General features: G+C 44.9%; 14 protein-coding genes and 1 riboswitch. Of the genes, 12 read left to right on the top strand and 2 right to left on the bottom strand.

Annotated features, from left to right (window positions below; translation table 11 throughout):
- Nucleotides 1-17: 17 nt before the first annotated feature.
- From L4D74_RS04115 to L4D74_RS04090, 6 genes are all read left to right on the top strand, one after another.
- Nucleotides 18-704: a GntR family transcriptional regulator gene (locus L4D74_RS04115; protein WP_428750855.1), complete on the top strand. Its 687-nt coding sequence runs from the start codon at nt 18-20 to the stop codon at nt 702-704.
- Nucleotides 705-769: 65 nt separating this feature from the next.
- Complete coding sequence (prpB, locus tag L4D74_RS04110) at nt 770-1,666, top strand: methylisocitrate lyase (RefSeq protein WP_428750853.1); 897 nt, start codon at nt 770-772, stop codon at nt 1,664-1,666.
- A gap of 109 nt (nt 1,667-1,775) precedes the next feature.
- Nucleotides 1,776-2,906, top strand: a complete 1,131-nt coding sequence (gene prpC, locus L4D74_RS04105) for a bifunctional 2-methylcitrate synthase/citrate synthase (RefSeq protein ID WP_428750851.1) — start codon at nt 1,776-1,778, stop codon at nt 2,904-2,906.
- Between the two features lie 24 nt (nt 2,907-2,930).
- Entirely contained in the window at nt 2,931-5,543 is a 2,613-nt protein-coding gene (gene acnD, locus L4D74_RS04100) for a Fe/S-dependent 2-methylisocitrate dehydratase AcnD (protein ID WP_428750849.1), read from the top strand.
- Nucleotides 5,544-5,551: 8 nt separating this feature from the next.
- Nucleotides 5,552-6,727 carry a 2-methylaconitate cis-trans isomerase PrpF gene (prpF, locus tag L4D74_RS04095; protein WP_428750848.1) on the top strand — a complete coding sequence of 392 codons (1,176 nt, stop codon included), beginning with the start codon at nt 5,552-5,554 and terminating at the stop codon, nt 6,725-6,727.
- A gap of 19 nt (nt 6,728-6,746) precedes the next feature.
- Complete coding sequence (locus L4D74_RS04090) at nt 6,747-8,627, top strand: propionyl-CoA synthetase (RefSeq protein ID WP_428750846.1); 1,881 nt, start codon at nt 6,747-6,749, stop codon at nt 8,625-8,627.
- Between the two features lie 25 nt (nt 8,628-8,652).
- On the opposite strand, the gene L4D74_RS04085 is transcribed toward L4D74_RS04090, so the two are convergent.
- Entirely contained in the window at nt 8,653-9,003 is a 351-nt protein-coding gene (locus L4D74_RS04085) for a hypothetical protein (protein ID WP_428750844.1), read from the bottom strand.
- Between the two features lie 173 nt (nt 9,004-9,176).
- On the opposite strand from L4D74_RS04085, the gene L4D74_RS04080 reads away from it, so the two are divergent.
- Together L4D74_RS04080 and L4D74_RS04075 are read left to right on the top strand one after the other, a co-directional pair.
- A complete protein-coding gene (locus L4D74_RS04080) occupies nt 9,177-9,674 on the top strand; it encodes a GNAT family N-acetyltransferase (RefSeq protein WP_428750843.1) in 498 nt (165 codons plus the stop codon).
- A gap of 13 nt (nt 9,675-9,687) precedes the next feature.
- Nucleotides 9,688-11,220 carry a bifunctional NUDIX hydrolase/phosphatase PAP2 family protein gene (locus L4D74_RS04075; protein ID WP_428750842.1) on the top strand — a complete coding sequence of 511 codons (1,533 nt, stop codon included), beginning with the start codon at nt 9,688-9,690 and terminating at the stop codon, nt 11,218-11,220.
- A 330-nt stretch (nt 11,221-11,550) separates the two neighbouring features.
- Here the strand turns inward: L4D74_RS04075 and L4D74_RS04070 are convergent, their stop codons facing one another.
- On the bottom strand, nt 11,551-12,918 hold the full coding sequence (locus L4D74_RS04070; protein ID WP_428750841.1) for an alanine/glycine:cation symporter family protein: 1,368 nt from the start codon (nt 12,916-12,918) through the stop codon (nt 11,551-11,553).
- Nucleotides 12,919-13,045: 127 nt separating this feature from the next.
- A riboswitch (glycine riboswitch) is annotated at nt 13,046-13,145 on the bottom strand.
- 387 nt (nt 13,146-13,532) lie between these two features.
- Here L4D74_RS04070 and L4D74_RS04065 point away from each other — a divergent pair.
- The 4 genes from L4D74_RS04065 to L4D74_RS04050 all read left to right on the top strand — a co-directional run bounded on the left by L4D74_RS04065 (nt 13,533) and on the right by L4D74_RS04050 (nt 16,069).
- Nucleotides 13,533-13,691, top strand: coding sequence for a hypothetical protein (locus L4D74_RS04065; RefSeq protein WP_428750840.1), 159 nt, complete (start codon nt 13,533-13,535; stop codon nt 13,689-13,691).
- Between the two features lie 78 nt (nt 13,692-13,769).
- Complete coding sequence (locus L4D74_RS04060) at nt 13,770-14,513, top strand: chromosome partitioning protein ParA (protein ID WP_428750839.1); 744 nt, start codon at nt 13,770-13,772, stop codon at nt 14,511-14,513.
- Between the two features lie 225 nt (nt 14,514-14,738).
- A complete protein-coding gene (locus L4D74_RS04055; RefSeq protein ID WP_428750838.1) occupies nt 14,739-15,602 on the top strand; it encodes a DNA ligase in 864 nt (287 codons plus the stop codon).
- 110 nt (nt 15,603-15,712) lie between these two features.
- Nucleotides 15,713-16,069 carry a VOC family protein gene (locus tag L4D74_RS04050; protein WP_428750836.1) on the top strand — a complete coding sequence of 119 codons (357 nt, stop codon included), beginning with the start codon at nt 15,713-15,715 and terminating at the stop codon, nt 16,067-16,069.
- Nucleotides 16,070-16,121 lie beyond the last annotated feature (52 nt).

The raw sequence follows: 16,121 nt of genomic DNA, 5'->3' as shown, positions 1-16,121 counted from the left end.
AATAGGTGATAGCGTAGATGAATGTAGGTCTAGTAATGAGCGATGAAGTCTCTTCTAAAGAAGGAACTAAGTCAGAGAATTTAACAGAGTGCCTTATAGAAGAGATCGTTCTGGGAAGAATTGCGTCCGGTAGCAAAATATCCGAGCCGGAATTGGCAAAGCGTTTTGAAGTGAGTCGTGGTCCTTTACGCGAGGCTATCATGCGACTAGAGGGGCTTGGCCTTATTGAACGTATCCCGCATGTAGGCGCTAGGGTTATCACATTGTCTCAAGAGAAGTTAATAGAGCTTTACTCCGTTCGTGAAGCCTTAGAAGGGATGGCGGCAAGATTGGCCGCGCAGCATATCAGTGATCAAGAAGTGAGTGAACTGGAAGGGCTATTAGCAAGGCACTCGGAGCACATCGACGAAGTAGATGGAGCATCGTATTTTCATCAGCATGGGGATTTTGACTTCCATTATCGAATTATCAAAGCAAGTCAAAACAGTCAGTTAGTGAATTTGTTGTGTAATGAGCTTTACCACTTACTTAGGATGTATCGCTATCAATCCCCTAGAACCCAGTCTCGCCCAGAGGCGGCGCTAAAAGAACATTTGTTTATTTTGGACGCCATAAAGAATAGAGATCAAGAATTGGCCGAGCTATTGATGAGGCGACATATCTCAAGAAGCAAAGTGTTAATAGAAAAAAGTCTAAAGAGTTAATCAAAATCAATCGTAGTGCTCTAGTTGTCGACAATAAGAGCATTAAAAAGACAAGGAGACAGAAAATGTCAGTATCCCCAGGTCAACTATTTCGTGACGCTGTTACTAATAATAACCCGTTACAGGTGGTCGGAACGGTGAACTCATATTGCGCCATGATGGCGAAAAACGTTGGGCATCAAGCCATCTATCTCTCTGGCGGAGGAATCGCTAATGCGTCGTATGGATTGCCAGATCTTGGTATTACCACACTTAATGACGTGTTAGTGGATGTTGAACGCATCACGAATGCTTGTGACTTACCTCTACTTGTGGATATTGATACCGGTTTTGGCGGTGCTTTTAATATCGCGCGTACGATTAAAGCATTAGAAAAAGCGGGCGCGGCTGCCGTTCACATTGAGGATCAGGTGGCGCAAAAACGTTGTGGACATCGTCCGAACAAAGCAGTGGTAAGCCAACAAGAAATGGTTGATCGCATTAAAGCTGCCGTGGACGCCAAAGTGAACGATAGCTTTGTCATCATGGCGAGAACTGATGCACTAGCAGTAGAGGGGATGGACAAAGCTATACAGCGTTCCATTGCTTATGTGGAAGCGGGCGCAGACATGATTTTTCCCGAAGCGATGACGTCATTAGAACACTACAAGCAGTTTAAAGCGGCGCTGAACGAGGCAACCGGGAAAGAGGTACCTATTCTTGCCAATATTACTGAATTTGGTCAAACCCCTCTGTTTGGTTGTGACGAGCTAGCGAGCGTTGGTGTTGATATGGTGCTTTATCCTCTTTCAGCATTCAGAGCGATGAACAAAGCGGCGGAAAACGTATACCAGCACTTACTAGATGTCGGTAATCAAGAGGCGTTGACGGGAGGCATGCAAACACGAGCCCAGCTGTACGAACACCTGAATTATCACAGTTACGAAGATAAGCTAGATCAGTTGTTTGCTGATCAGAAATGATACGTGAAATAGACGAATTGTAAGAAAACCATTTAACTAAATTAATCCAATAACATGATGCCGTGATAATAGATCCTATAAAGGACAAGAGCGGGAAAAGGAGTTCAATATGCCTAATTCAACACTAGGTGGAGCAGGTCTTAGAGGCCAGAGCGCGGGTACCACATCTTTATGTACAGTCGGTCAGTCGGGAACGGGGTTAACGTATCGAGGCTATGATATTACCGATCTTGCTAACAATGCACAATTTGAAGAAGTGGCGCACCTGTTACTTCGAGGTCATTTACCTAATCAAAAAGAGCTGGATGAATATAAGACGATACTGGTTGGGTTGCGTGGTTTACCTGAATCACTCAAAAAAGCGTTAGAGCTGATTCCTGCGGATGCACATCCGATGGATGTAATGAGAACGGGCTGCTCAATGTTGGGTAATTTGGAACAGGAGTTAGACTTTTCACAGCAAGAATCTGCAACAGAAAGAATGTTAGCGTTGTTTCCTGCGATTATTTGTTACTGGTACCGCTATAGTCATGATGGGGTTCGAATTGAGACCCAAGACTATACGGAAGATTGTATTGGTGGGTACTTTCTTAAAATGCTCACTGACAAAGCGCCCTCGGAACTGCATAAGAAAGTCATGCATTGCTCTTTGATCCTATATGCTGAGCATGAATTTAATGCGTCCACGTTTGCCGCCAGAGTCTGTGCGTCAACGCTTTCAGATATTCATTCATGCGTCACAGCTGCGATTGGCACCTTACGTGGTCCGCTGCACGGTGGGGCAAATGAAGCGGCAATGGATATGATCCAAGATTGGCGTAGCGCTGAAGAAGCGGAAGCCAACATCATGCAAATGCTGGTTAATAAAGACAAAATTATGGGCTTTGGTCACGCCATTTATCGAGAGAGTGACCCAAGAAATGCATTGATCAAACGTTGGTCAGAATCGTTATCTGAAGCGGTTGGGGATACGTACCTTTATGACGTTTCAGTTCGAGTTGAATCGGTAATGAAACGTGAGAAAGGTTTGTTCTGTAACGCTGACTTCTTCCATGCTTCTGCTTATCACTTCATGGATATTCCCACTAAATTGTTTACACCAATTTTTGTTATGAGTCGATTAACTGGTTGGGCTGCGCACGTCTACGAGCAGCGAGCTAATAATCGCATTATTAGGCCAAGTGCGGATTATGAAGGGCCTGATGCAAGAGAATGGGTCGCTATTGACGAGCGTGATTAACCGGTAAGGCAAAGGATGTGGAATATGTCTAATCAAACAAGTGACTCTAACCCAACCGTTAACTATCAATATCGCAAGTCGTTCCCCAATTCGCAGCTGGATTATTATGACGCGCGTTCGGCGGTCAATGATATTGAAGCGGGCGCGTACGAGCAGCTCCCGTATACGTCACGGGTATTAGCCGAAAATCTGGTGCGTCGTTGTGACTCATCTGAGTTAGAAGGTTGTCTGTCCCAGCTTATTTATCGACGTCGAGATAAAGACTTTCCCTGGTATCCGGCGCGTGTCGTTTGTCACGACATTCTTGGACAAACTGCGTTGGTTGATTTAGCTGGCCTACGCGATGCCATTGCCAATCAAGGTGGCGATCCTGCAAGTGTCAATCCAGTGGTCGAAACTCAGCTTATTGTCGACCACTCTTTAGCGGTGGAACATGCGGGCTTTGAAGCGGACGCTTTTGAAAAAAACCGTGCTATCGAAGAGCGTAGAAACGAAGATCGTTTCCATTTTATTGAGTGGTGCAAAACCGCATTTGAGAACGTCAGTGTCGTACCTGCTGGTAACGGCATTATGCATCAAATCAATCTAGAGAAGCTTTCCCCTGTTGTACAAGTTAAGCAGGGTGTTGTATTCCCCGATACGTGTGTGGGTACCGATAGCCATACTCCGCATGTCGATTCACTTGGCGTCATCGCTATTGGTGTTGGTGGGCTTGAGGCTGAGACGGTTATGCTTGGTCGCCCTTCAATGATGCGATTACCCGATATTGTCGGCGTGCGTTTAATTGGTGAGCGTCAACCGGGGATAACTGCGACGGACATTGTTTTGGCACTGACGGAGTTTCTTCGTGCGCAACGAGTAGTGTCGAGCTATTTGGAGTTTTTTGGAGAAGGAACCAAAAATTTAACCATTGGCGATCGAGCAACCATATCGAATATGACGCCAGAATATGGGGCATCGGCCGGGATGTTCTATATTGATGAACAAACTATCAATTACCTTAAGCTCACCGGACGCGATGATGAACAAGTTAAGCTTGTTGAACAGTATGCGAAACACACAGGTTTATGGGCGAAAACACTAGAAAATGTTAATTATGAACGGGTGTTGGAGTTTGATTTGTCTGCTGTGGAACGTACATTGGCAGGGCCGTCTAACCCGCATCGACGTTTACCCACCGCGCAGCTTACCCAGCAGGGTATTGCGGGTGAGTGGCAACAACACTCTGACGAAATACCAGATGGCGCTGTCATCATTGCAGCCATTACTTCTTGCACGAATACGAGTAACCCAAGAAACGTGGTAGCAGCTGGTCTTATCGCGAAAAAAGCCAACCAGTTAGGGTTACTTCGTAAACCTTGGGTGAAATCTTCATTTGCTCCGGGATCCAAAGTCGCTAAATTGTACTTAGAAGACGCCGGGTTACTGCCTGAGTTAGAGAAACTAGGGTTTGGTATCGTGGCCTATGCTTGCACAACGTGTAATGGCATGAGTGGCGCACTGGATCCCAAAATTCAAAAAGAGATAGTCGACAACGATCTATACACGACAGCAGTATTGTCTGGAAATCGAAATTTTGATGGGCGTATCCATCCTTATGCGAAACAAGCGTTCTTAGCATCGCCACCTTTAGTTGTCGCTTACGCGTTGGCGGGGACGATTCGATTTGATATTGAGCGTGATGCGCTTGGGCTTGATGCATCAGGTCAGCCTATCTATCTGGCTGATATTTGGCCAAGCGACGAAGAAATTGATGCGGTGGTGAATCAGCACGTCAAGCCTGAGCAATTTAATCAAGTTTATATCCAGATGTTTAAACCGGATGAAGCTGAAAAATCTAGCAGTCCACTTTACGATTGGCGTGCGCAAAGTACCTATATTCGTAGACCGCCCTATTGGGAAGGGGCGTTAGCTCGGAAATGCACACTACAAGCGATGAGGCCGCTAGCAATTTTAGGTGACAACATTACCACTGACCATCTGTCACCTTCCAATGCCATCTTAGCAAGTAGTGCCGCGGGTGAGTATTTAACTACTATGGGTGTACCTGAAGAAGACTATAACTCATACGCGACGCACCGAGGCGATCATTTAACGGCGCAACGAGCTACTTTTGCTAACCCTAAGCTATTCAATGAAATGGTGGAAGAGCAGGGGGTTGTCGTTCAAGGTTCACTGGCGCGTATAGAGCCAGAAGGCAAGGTGACTCGCATGTGGGAGGCGATTGAAACCTATATGGCTCGCAAACAGCCATTGATTATTGTTGCAGGTGCCGACTATGGGCAAGGCTCGTCTCGAGATTGGGCTGCGAAAGGTGTGCGCTTAGCGGGAGTTGAAGCGATTGTAGCGGAAGGCTTTGAACGGATTCACCGTACCAACTTAGTGGGTATGGGCGTATTACCACTGCAATTTAAAACCGGAACAGACCGAAAGACCTTAGCGCTTGATGGTACGGAGTCCTACGATGTAGCCGGGGAAATTAAAGCAGGTTGCGATCTAGCATTGGTGATCACTCGAGCTAACGGTGAAAAGCTTGATGTGGCCGTGACATGCCGATTGGATACCGCAGATGAAGTGAAGGTGTACTCAGCTGGTGGTGTTTTACAACGCTTCGCTCAAGATTTCTTAGCGCAGTAGGAGGATTTATGACCAAACAAATCAGAATTCCTGCGACCTATATGCGCGGTGGGACGAGTAAAGGGGTGTTTTTTAATCGGCAAGACCTGCCGATAGAAGCCCAACAACCAGGTGAGGCGCGAGATAAACTGCTGATGCGCGTTATTGGTAGCCCAGATCCTTATGCTAAGCAGATTGATGGGTTAGGTGGCGCAACCTCAAGCACCAGTAAAACGGTAATTGTGTCTAAGAGTGCTTGCTCAGAGCATGATGTTGATTATCTGTTTGGGCAAGTATCCATCGATAAAGCGTTTGTAGATTGGAGTGGTAATTGTGGCAATTTATCTGCGGCGGTAGGTCCATTCGCCATTCATAGCGGACTTGTCGATAAAGAGAAGATTCCTGAAAATGGTGTTGTGTCCGTGAGAATATGGCAAGCCAATATCAGCAAGACGATTATTGCCAATGTCCGTATTGTCGATGGTGAAGTACAAGAGTTGGGTGATTTTGAGCTAGATGGTGTGACATTTCCTGCGGCGGAGATCGAAGTCGCGTTTGTCGATCCTAGTGACAGTACTAGTTCTATGTTTCCGACAGGTAATCTTGTCGATGCTCTTAGCGTTCCCAACATCGGCACTTTCAATGCAACGTTGATAAATGCGGGTATTCCGACAATTTTCATTGATGCCAATGAACTCGGTTTAAATGGCGATGAGCTTCAAGATGATATTAATAGTGCCCCAAACTGGCTCGACAAGTTTGAGAGCATTCGCGCTTTTGGCGCGGTGAAAATGGGCCTGATTGATTCGATAGAACAAGCAAAGACCCGACAACATACTCCGAAACTGGCATTTGTGTCACCGCCTAAAAGCTACCTCTCATCTAGTGCCAAGCCAATTAGTGCTGATGATGTTGATTTGTTAGTACGAGCGATGTCTATGGGAAAATTGCATCACGCAATGATGGGCACGGCAGCAGTTGCTATCGCTTGTGCCGCAAGTGTGGAGGGAACGGTGGTCAATCTGGCAGCAGGCGGTGGCGCTCGGCAGGCGGTGACATTTGGTCATCCGTCTGGGACGTTAAAAGTCGGCGCGACCGCGTCAAAAGCATCAGCAGGTTGGACTGTCGATAAAGCTATCATGAGTCGAAGTGCGAGAATCCTTATGGAAGGTTGGGTTCGCGTGCCATCGGATACAATGAATTAGACATATTGGAGGACGCATTATGTCTGCATATCAAAAAGAATATCAGTGGGCCGAGCAACAACCAGAGTCGTTTTGGCAGCATCAGTCAAAAGCGATTGATTGGTTTGAAGCGCCAAAAACCATATTAGAAAAAGATGAAAATGGTATTGAACGTTGGTTCCCTGATGGCCTAATGAATACCGCTTGGTTGGCATTGGATTATCATTGTGAGCAAGGCCGCGGTGACAATATCGCACTTATTTATGATTCACCAGTTACGGGAGTTAAGCAGCAATTTAGTTACTATTCATTAAGAAATAAAGTGGCGAAAGTTGCAGGAATGTTGGCTAAGCAAGGCGTTACAAAAGGCGACCGTGTTGTTATTTATATGCCAATGATCCCTGAAGCCGCAATGGCAATGTTAGCGTGTGCACGACTTGGAGCGATTCATTCGGTGGTGTTTGGTGGTTTTGCTCCGAGTGAACTCGCTGTACGGATTGAAGATGCCGAACCAAAAGTCATTATGACCGCTTCTTGTGGTATTGAGATAAATAAAGTCCTGCCATATAAACCTTTGGTTGACCAAGCAATCATGGACAGCCGATGGAAACCTGAAAAAGTCTTTGTGCTTCAGCGTCAGCAATGTGAAGCCGAGTTAGGTCAAGGCCGCGATCTAGATTGGCAAGTTGAGTACGAGAAAGCTCTGCCACATGCTTGTGTACCCGTGCTGGCGACTGACCCGCTGTATATTCTTTATACTTCTGGAACAACGGGTAAGCCAAAGGGTGTGGTGCGTGATAATGGTGGGCATGCCGTGGCGATGAAATATTCAATGAACACGGTTTACGATATGCCTATCGATGGCGTGTTTTGGGCGGCTTCGGATGTGGGGTGGGTAGTGGGGCACTCGTATATTGTTTATGCACCACTTATTCATGGCTGCACCTCTATATTGTTTGAGGGTAAACCGGTAAGAACCCCCGATCCCGGTGCGTTTTGGCGGGTTTGTGAAGAGTATGATGTGAAAGTCTTATTCTCAGCCCCTACGGCGTTTCGTGCGATTAAGAAAGAAGACCCTGACGGTTTAGCGCTCAGAAACTATGACCTAAGTGGGCTGAAAAGCATTTTCATGGCAGGTGAACGACTTGATCCACCGACTCTTGATTGGGTCGAGCAACATACCCAAAAACCTGTTATCGATCATTGGTGGCAAACCGAGACTGGTTGGGCTATTTCTTGTAATCCTCTCGGAATTGAAGCTATGCCAATTAAAGCGGGGTCTTCCACTAAACCAAGCCCGGGATTTAAGGTCGAGATATTAAATGAATTAGGTGAACCAGTCGCAGCCAATCAACAGGGTTTTGTTTCGCTGAAGCGGCCATTGCCACCGAGTTGTTTGACTACAGTATGGCGAAATCACGATCGTTTTGAATCGGGCTATCTGAGTCAATTTGAAGGCTATTATGTATCAGGTGATGGCGGGTATCTGGATGACGATGGCTATTTATTTATCATGGGTCGTGTCGATGACGTCATAAATGTCGCTGGACACCGATTATCTACTGGAGAAATGGAGGAGATCGTTGGCGGTCACCCTGCCATTGCTGAGTGCGCTGTGGTAGGGGTGCATGATGACTTAAAAGGGCAGTTGCCACTAGGTTTTGTGGTATTGAAAGACGGTGTGAACGTGGACAATGGTGAACTAGAGCATGAATTAGTTGGCAAAGTTCGCCAAGAGATAGGGGCGGTAGCATGTTTCAAACATGCACTGGTCGTAGAGCGTTTGCCAAAAACGCGTTCAGGCAAAATTTTACGTCGTGTCATTCGACAAATTGCTGATGGTGAGAGTTATACCGTACCATCGACAATAGATGATCCGAGCAGTTTGTCCGAACTTGAAAAAGCACTGCATACAGACTAACCCGTTGTTAAACGAAGCGTCGAAACTAATTGTCGTAAGGAACCGAATTCATGTGCCACATTTTAAGGATATGGTTCGGTTCTTCGCAGCTGCCAAATAGTATTTGATATTTTGGCGTAAATGGTTCGCCGATATATGTGGTTCGGCTGAATTTTCCGGTCTTTAGGTCAATCTGTGTGACGACTCTGCCTTTAAAATTTTGGAAAATGACGAACTGTTCACTTTGAAAAACCAGTTGCTCTTGATAAAACCAAAAGTGGTCGCTTGTCGCGGTTAACGAGCACTTCATTGGCAATGTGGCCAATGAATAGGGGGACCATAGTAATAACGGACATAGTAATAACGAAAATAGTAATAACAGTAGTGATTGCCTCATCTTGGTTTTCCTTGGCTTTTTGGTAAGTATAGTCAGTGATTTGTGTGATACTGTCCCAAGAGTGTCGGCCATCATATTTCCTTATGTTTTTTTATTTGCACATACCTGACAAAACCCTCACACTAGGCGTACATTTGTAAACAGCTCTCTTTTTTGCAACATTTAATCCCGTTATGATCGATTTAGCCTTTACTATCCGTTCTGCGAAAGCAGACGATCTGGAAACGTTGAATGAGCTTATGTATGAATTACATCAGTATCATCACAAAGCCGTGCCAGAAGATTTCAAGTCCGCGGAAGAAGTGCAGCAAGAAAAGAGTATTGCCCGTTATCTAGACTCACCTGAGTGTTTGGTCCTAGTACTCACCGTTGATGGTTCACAGTCCTTTGACAATCAAATCGTTGGCTTTGTTACGGCGCAGTTTTGTGAACTTGTATCCCCGATTAGTCGCGCTTGTTTAGTGGGGAATATCGATGAACTGTTTGTCCTGCCAAGTTACCGACAACACGGCTATGCACAAGCGTTACTTGCCGAGGCAGAGCAACGTTTAAGTGAACTTGGGGCATCGCAAATAATGGTTGAAGTGTGGAATTTTAATCGAGCGGCACTTAATCTATATAATAAAGAGGGATTTTCCCCTCATATTCATTGTCTTAGAAAAAAAATATAATTTAGGTACTTTTGTGACTCAAATTTTGAGCCATATTGCTTTTACGCTTTTGCTGGCGTTATTAACAATACATCAGAGCTTTGCTTCTTCGGACAGCACATTTGTGACGTCGTCTAAGACGCCAGTGACTACATTTAATGAACTATCGGATAGCCTCCGACAACCATTTGTACATAACGATCCGCCGTTAGCCCCAACGGTGAGAGGTGCTTTATGTTTGGTTCGCAGCGATGATCGAATTTTACTTGTTGATGAAATAGTCACGGGTAAGCTATCACTTCCCGGTGGGACGATAGAGAATAATGAGGACCCACGATTAGCCGCCCAGCGAGAAACCTGGGAAGAAGCTGGTCTAGTAGTTGTTGTTGGCAGAGAACTAGGAAGAACGCAGCGAGCGGTATTTTATGAGTGTTTAGTTGAGTCCGATATCATTGCTTATAGCGAAACTAACTATGGGCGTGGTGTAGAGCTACCTATTTATTTCGCACCTCACTTTGGTGTGGAAGTTCGCAGTGCTAATTTACTCAGCCCAAAAACTGTGTCGCCACAGGAATACCGTTACCCGCAACAATGGCCTCTGGTTGAGGACATGTTTTTGTCATTAAGCAATCAGCCAATTAGTTATATTGATAATTTAATCAGCTCAGCGCCTCGAATCCATCAAGTGGAGTTGTCTTGGTTATCAAGTACACAAGAAGCATTAGTGAATGCCCCAAAACAACTTCAAGAGGTAGTGTTACTGGGTGGAAAGATCCTCTATGTATTAATTCAGCCCCTGTTACTTATCGCATTCTTGCCACTGTTTATTTGGTTGTGGGGGCGACACTTTACCGCTCAACTCATGTTTGCGGTGACAGCAACCTCATTATTTATTTTGGTAGCAAAGCAAGGTTTTAGCTTCCCTGTACCGCATGCCTACCTGCCTACACTCAATTACAATGAACGTAGTGGATTCAGCTTCCCTGATTTGTTGATGGCGAACTGGATTTGTATTTCGAGTATAGTCGTGAGCCAAATTAGACCTAATCACCTTGGCAAGTTTGCCATTGGCGCGTTTTTTGTCACTATTATCATTGCGTTTTATCAGTTTATTAGTGGTGGTGCATTTTTATCCGACATGCTCGCGGGCGCAATTATTGGCGCGCTAGTAGGCTGGCACTTTATTCGACATCATTTCAGTCTTACAGTGAGTGAAGATTATACTTTTACGCGCACCACTGTATGGGTTGTGCTTACTGTCGTTGCGGCACTTTTTGCGTATATATGGCAGTTCCCTTCATTTCTGAGTTGGCTAGCCCTTTGTGTTGGCATGTTGCTCTTTGCCGTCGCAAGTAGTTATTGTCCACCACGCTCACGAATGTGTTTGCGAGAGTTGTTATATTCGCTATCGGTAATTTTAGCTTTGTTGATTGGCTACTTTCATTTGGAAGATGCTGTAGCGCATAGCGGGATAGGGTCACTACTACTGCAAACCTTGGTCGTCCCCATCATCATAATCGTGCCAGCAGTTGTTATGATTTTATTTCGTAATCAGCAATGTCGTTAGCCGTTATTTCTAATGGTATTGTTGCCTCTTCGAAGGAGACTTGCTTTCCAAGACTCAAGAGCCATACTTCCACTGTTGGCGTATAAAGGCAAATTTTGCTTTAAAACTTGTATTAATCTACGACTCCACTGAAGAGGAGCGTTCAAATGATTATTGCAGTAATAGCAGCGTGCTCTGCGCTGATGGCCAATTTAGCCAGTCAATTAAATGGAGCGGCTGACGCGGCGATCGATAGTGTTGCGGATATTATGTTTATATAGTGAAAAGGTCTGCATAAAGCAGACCTTTTTGTTAGGTGTATTCCGTCCTTACTAAGGACGGAACCAAGCGTTAGTGATTAACGGCCAGTGTGTTACCTGATGACTTATCAGCGAAGTACAGCTTAGTCTCTTCGATGACAACATTTCTTAGCAGTACAAGGCCAATCAAATTGGGAATTGCCATTAACCCATTGACGATATCGGCGATAATCCAAATCATATCTAGATGTAAGAATGCGCCAGATGCTACTAAGCCAACAAAGATGATTTTGTACGGTAGTACGGCCTTTGTTCCCATGAGATAAACGACGCAACGTTCGCCGTAGTAGTTCCAGCCCAAAATTGTCGTAAAGGCAAAGAAAATAAGGCCAGTAGAGACCAGAAGTGGGCCCAGAGTGTCGTTATTAAGTCCAATAGCGAATGCATGAGTGGTCATTGCCGCGCCTGCTAGATCGCCTTGCCAAGCTCCGGTTAAGATCAATGCTAGTCCCGTCATGGTACAAATAATGATGGTATCGATGAACGTTCCCGTCATAGAAATAAGCCCTTGGCGAACACAGCTATCTGTTTGTGCTGCCGCTGCCGCCATAGGAGCACTGCCAAGTCCGCTTTCATTGGAAAAAACACCACGAGCGATACCAGACTGAATCGCGAGCATGATGCTGGCGCCCACAAATCCACCTGTTGCTGCCGTTCCGGTAAATGCCGAGACAATTACAAGCTCAATAGCGCCATATAATTGGTCAGCGTTGATGATAATGACGCTCATGCAAGCAACTACATAAAACACTGCCATTGCCGGTACGACTTTACCAGCCACTTTCGCGATGGATTTAATGCCACCTAATGTGACAAAAGCGACGAGAACAGTAAGGATGATCGCAGAGACTTCTCGTGATACACCATAGGAAATCTCGCTGGCATCAAGAATCGCATTAACTTGTGGGAAGGTGCCAATACCAAAGCACGCCACGCCCAACGCGAAGACGGCAAACATAGTGGCTAGGACGCGAGACCCAACACCGTCACGAAGGTAGTACATTGGGCCACCTAACATTTGGCCTTTGTCGTCAGTCGTGCGATATTTAACCGCTAGTAAGCATTCTGCGTATTTCGTTGCCATGCCAAATACGGCCGCGAGCCACATCCAAAATAGTGCGCCAGGGCCGCCGAGTTTAATTGCGGTCGCGACACCGACAATATTCCCAGTACCAATCGTTGCGGAAAGGGCGGTGCACAGTGCTGCAAAACTAGAGATATCACCATTATTGGAGTTTTCTTTGGAAAATATTAAGCGAAGTGCGGTGGGTAAATACCGAAACTGCAGTAAACCGAGCTTGAGCGTAAAATAGACACCGGTGCCGACTAACAGAATGAGTAATGGTGGTCCCCAGACAAAATTGTCGATGGTTTGAAGTGTAGATTGTAGGTTGTTCATGATTTCCCCTTAATAAAACTAAATTTAAGGAGAAGAGAGAAAGGGCAGTCACACTCGGAGGCCGCTTGATGACGGGTACTCTAAATACATGACTACTCATGAAAACGATGAGTTGTTCAATATAGCTTTTCTCTCCTCTGTCCTTTTGCCTGAGAGTTTCACTCAACGTTTGCGTTGAGCTTGCTCCTTCGGCGACCGATTTAACGGTTCTCTCCAGAGGTTCCTCCAACAACAGTCCTCACTTTACGCTTCGAATAATTCGAAGTCTGATTTCTCAGAATAAAGCACCTGAAAGATTTACTTCTTCGGTGGGTTTAGTTAACTAAGTGTAAAAACTTAGTTAATAACCGCTCTCCTGCTGTCTTCATCGGAACAATTATCTATCTTGTAGATAATCTGCGAATGCAATCCTAGCGCAGTTAATTAGATAAGTCATGAATAAATTTACAATTTATTTTCACTTATTCGAGTGCAAGCCTTCGCCATTTGTTATATTTGAACAAGTTTCTGACTTAACGCACCTTACATTAAGTTAGAGTGGTGTAGAGTCAAGTTAACCCCTTGGAAGTACGCTATTTTGTTCATTTCTTAGCCTTGTCGCTAAAGGAGGTGTTATGACTCGTTTAATTGCCATTGCATTTTTGGTAACGTTAGCCTTTTTGCTTTTTCGTTACCGAACGAATGAAAAGGTTCAGCAAGGTGTGGTCATCACCCTGTTGTCAGGTTTTGCTATTTACGTCGCAACATTAGTGGTTACCGAATTAATTCGTTAAGTTACTATCTCGAGAACTTATCATCTCGACGACTAAATATTTGCCCAGTTGAGTGTACAAGCGCCATAAGAGGTTTGTGTGGAAAACAAAACGGAAGATCAAGAACAACACAATGAAGATGTTGTTGTAATTGAACAAAAGGACAAGCGTGCTCGCTTGTACATCGGCATCGCCGCCGCTTTAGGTCTTGCTGCTGGTGGGTTGATTGGTGCGACGATTACTCAAAATGATTGGCAACAGCGTTACAAAGAGTTAGATACTCAGTACCAAAGTACACTGAAAGTCACTCAAAAACAGGACTCAGAGCTTACCGAGCAATTGGCTCAAGCGGACTCCGATGCTCAACTTAGGCTACGCCAAGCTGTTGAACTTAAAGTTGCCGAGCATCAAGAGGAGCTAGATAAGCTGAATGAAAAGGTCGCCCAGTTGGAAAAGGCGAATGCCAGTCTTAAAGGCAAGATAGTTAATCAGAAAAAGGCTATCGTCACACAAGAAGAAAAGAACAGTCAATTAGTCCGTAAGACCGACATTCAAAGCTCGATGTTTGAACAATCTCAAGAGTTGTTCAAACGTGAAAGTGAGTTAAAAACAGAAGTAGCGAAGCTTGAGCAAGAGAAAGCGAAACTTGTTCCTGAGAGTAAGTCGTTGAAAAAAGACTGTGATCTGTTTTTAGCCGGCACATCATGGGACGCTAAATCTGATTCTTGTGATCGCCATGACCGTGTGACATCTAGGTTAAGTCAAATCGATCAGATGCTCAAAGTACACAATATGGATCTCAACCATATCGCTACGTTGAAACAAGAGCTCGGTATCCAATAACCTCATTTTACTCGTATGCCTCCCTCACTAATGTTTGCTATTGTGAAATTAGTGAGGGTATTTTACGTTTGTTGAGTTTGAACCCTGCCTAAGAATTGTGTAATTGATAACTTTCCGTTCAAAAAATCATTCACTATGAGTCGTAATTGTTAGTCGAGTAGGCTGATAGTCGTCAGTATTACCTCTAAATTGAGAAAACAGTCTATCGTCATAGGATGTCTTCTTTTGCCAAAGTCCCCGCTATTTCCGTTAACCACACTTGCATTACTTGTTTGTTCCTCTGTCGCTTTTACTGAGCCGGTGCAGTTCGTTGAAGCGAAACCTGCCGTGGTTAATGCCATCAATTATCACCAAGAATTAGATATCTCTTCCTATTATGTCAGCGAAAAGCTGGATGGTGTCCGTGCTATTTGGACTGGGAGCAAACTAGTGACGCGTTCTGGACGGGTACTTAATGCGCCAGACTGGTTTACTAGTGAATTGCCTGATATATCGGTTGAAGGGGAATTATGGGCCGGTAGAGGTCAGTTTTCCAAGGTGCAACAGACGGTCTTAGATACGGTTCCTAACAACGAACAGTGGTTAGATATTCACTATATGTTGTTTGATGCTCCAGGCCATATGGGGAAGTTTGAACAACGCTATCAATTCCTTAATTCGTTTTGTGAAGGTCTCTCAGGGACCCACCTTCGATGTGTTGAACAGATGTCATTTGACACTCATAAAGATCTACAACATTACTTAGAATCGCTGACCAGTGCGGGGAGCGAAGGATTAATGTTAAAACAAAAAGGTGAGTTGTATCACCCAGGACGTAATGCTTCACTAGTTAAAGTGAAAAATGTGCAAGATGCGGAAGCGATTGTCGTTGGTTACAAGCCCGGTAAGGGGAAATATGAGGGGAAAATGGGCGCGATTTTGGTGGAGCTCAATGATGGTGCTCGATTTTATATTGGGTCGGGGTTTACCGATGTAGAACGCAGTAATCCACCAAAACTTGGCGATATGATAACGTTTAAGCACAATGGGTGGACGGTAAACGGTATTCCACGCTTTGCTCGTTACCACAGGATCAGGCTACCGGAATAGTGATGTGAGTAGCGGTTAATTATTGGTCAAGAACCTATACTTTACCCTTCTTAAATTGTTACCCGCTCATCGAGTGCATGAGTAAAGGTTGCCCAGCTAAGAGAGTGAACATGAGTATGCATGAGAAATTAGACTACGTTGAGTTTGCCGCACGGGACTTGACGGCAACTAAATCCTTTTTCAATGCGGTATTTGGATGGGAATTTCAAGACTATGGCGACGAGTATTGTGCGTTTTCAGGACAAGGTATGAACGGTGGCTTTTATCAGGCCGATTTGAGTTCGGTTTCAGCGCAGGGGGGCGCCTTATTAGTATTTTACAGTAATAATATTGAACAAACTTATGACAAAGTGGTGCTATCCAAGGGGCGTATTATACGTGAGATTTTTGAGTTTCCGGGTGGATGCCGATTTCACTTTATAGAACCAAGTGGCAACGAGTTTGCGGTTTGGTCAGAATCTAGATAAGAAAAAGGCGTTAGCGAGTTGCTAACGCCTTAACAGATTTGAGTTGCTCTAT

Source organism: Vibrio cionasavignyae (assembly GCF_050337155.1).
GTDB lineage: Bacteria > Pseudomonadota > Gammaproteobacteria > Enterobacterales > Vibrionaceae > Vibrio > Vibrio nomapromontoriensis.
This window is presented reverse-complemented; position numbering and strand designations above follow the sequence as displayed.

Bases quoted from the DNA above. Each gene is read 5' to 3' on its own strand.
- L4D74_RS04115 (WP_428750855.1), top strand. From the start codon at position 18: ATGAATGTAGGTCTAGTAATGAGCGATGAAGTCTCTTCTAAAGAAGGA.
- prpB (WP_428750853.1), top strand. From the start codon at position 770: ATGTCAGTATCCCCAGGTCAACTATTTCGTGACGCTGTTACTAATAAT.
- prpC (WP_428750851.1), top strand. From the start codon at position 1,776: ATGCCTAATTCAACACTAGGTGGAGCAGGTCTTAGAGGCCAGAGCGCG.
- acnD (WP_428750849.1), top strand. From the start codon at position 2,931: ATGTCTAATCAAACAAGTGACTCTAACCCAACCGTTAACTATCAATAT.
- prpF (WP_428750848.1), top strand. From the start codon at position 5,552: ATGACCAAACAAATCAGAATTCCTGCGACCTATATGCGCGGTGGGACG.
- L4D74_RS04090 (WP_428750846.1), top strand. From the start codon at position 6,747: ATGTCTGCATATCAAAAAGAATATCAGTGGGCCGAGCAACAACCAGAG.
- L4D74_RS04085 (WP_428750844.1), bottom strand. From the start codon at position 9,003: ATGAGGCAATCACTACTGTTATTACTATTTTCGTTATTACTATGTCCG.
- L4D74_RS04080 (WP_428750843.1), top strand. From the start codon at position 9,177: ATGATCGATTTAGCCTTTACTATCCGTTCTGCGAAAGCAGACGATCTG.
- L4D74_RS04070 (WP_428750841.1), bottom strand. From the start codon at position 12,918: ATGAACAACCTACAATCTACACTTCAAACCATCGACAATTTTGTCTGG.
- L4D74_RS04065 (WP_428750840.1), top strand. From the start codon at position 13,533: ATGACTCGTTTAATTGCCATTGCATTTTTGGTAACGTTAGCCTTTTTG.
- L4D74_RS04050 (WP_428750836.1), top strand. From the start codon at position 15,713: ATGAGTATGCATGAGAAATTAGACTACGTTGAGTTTGCCGCACGGGAC.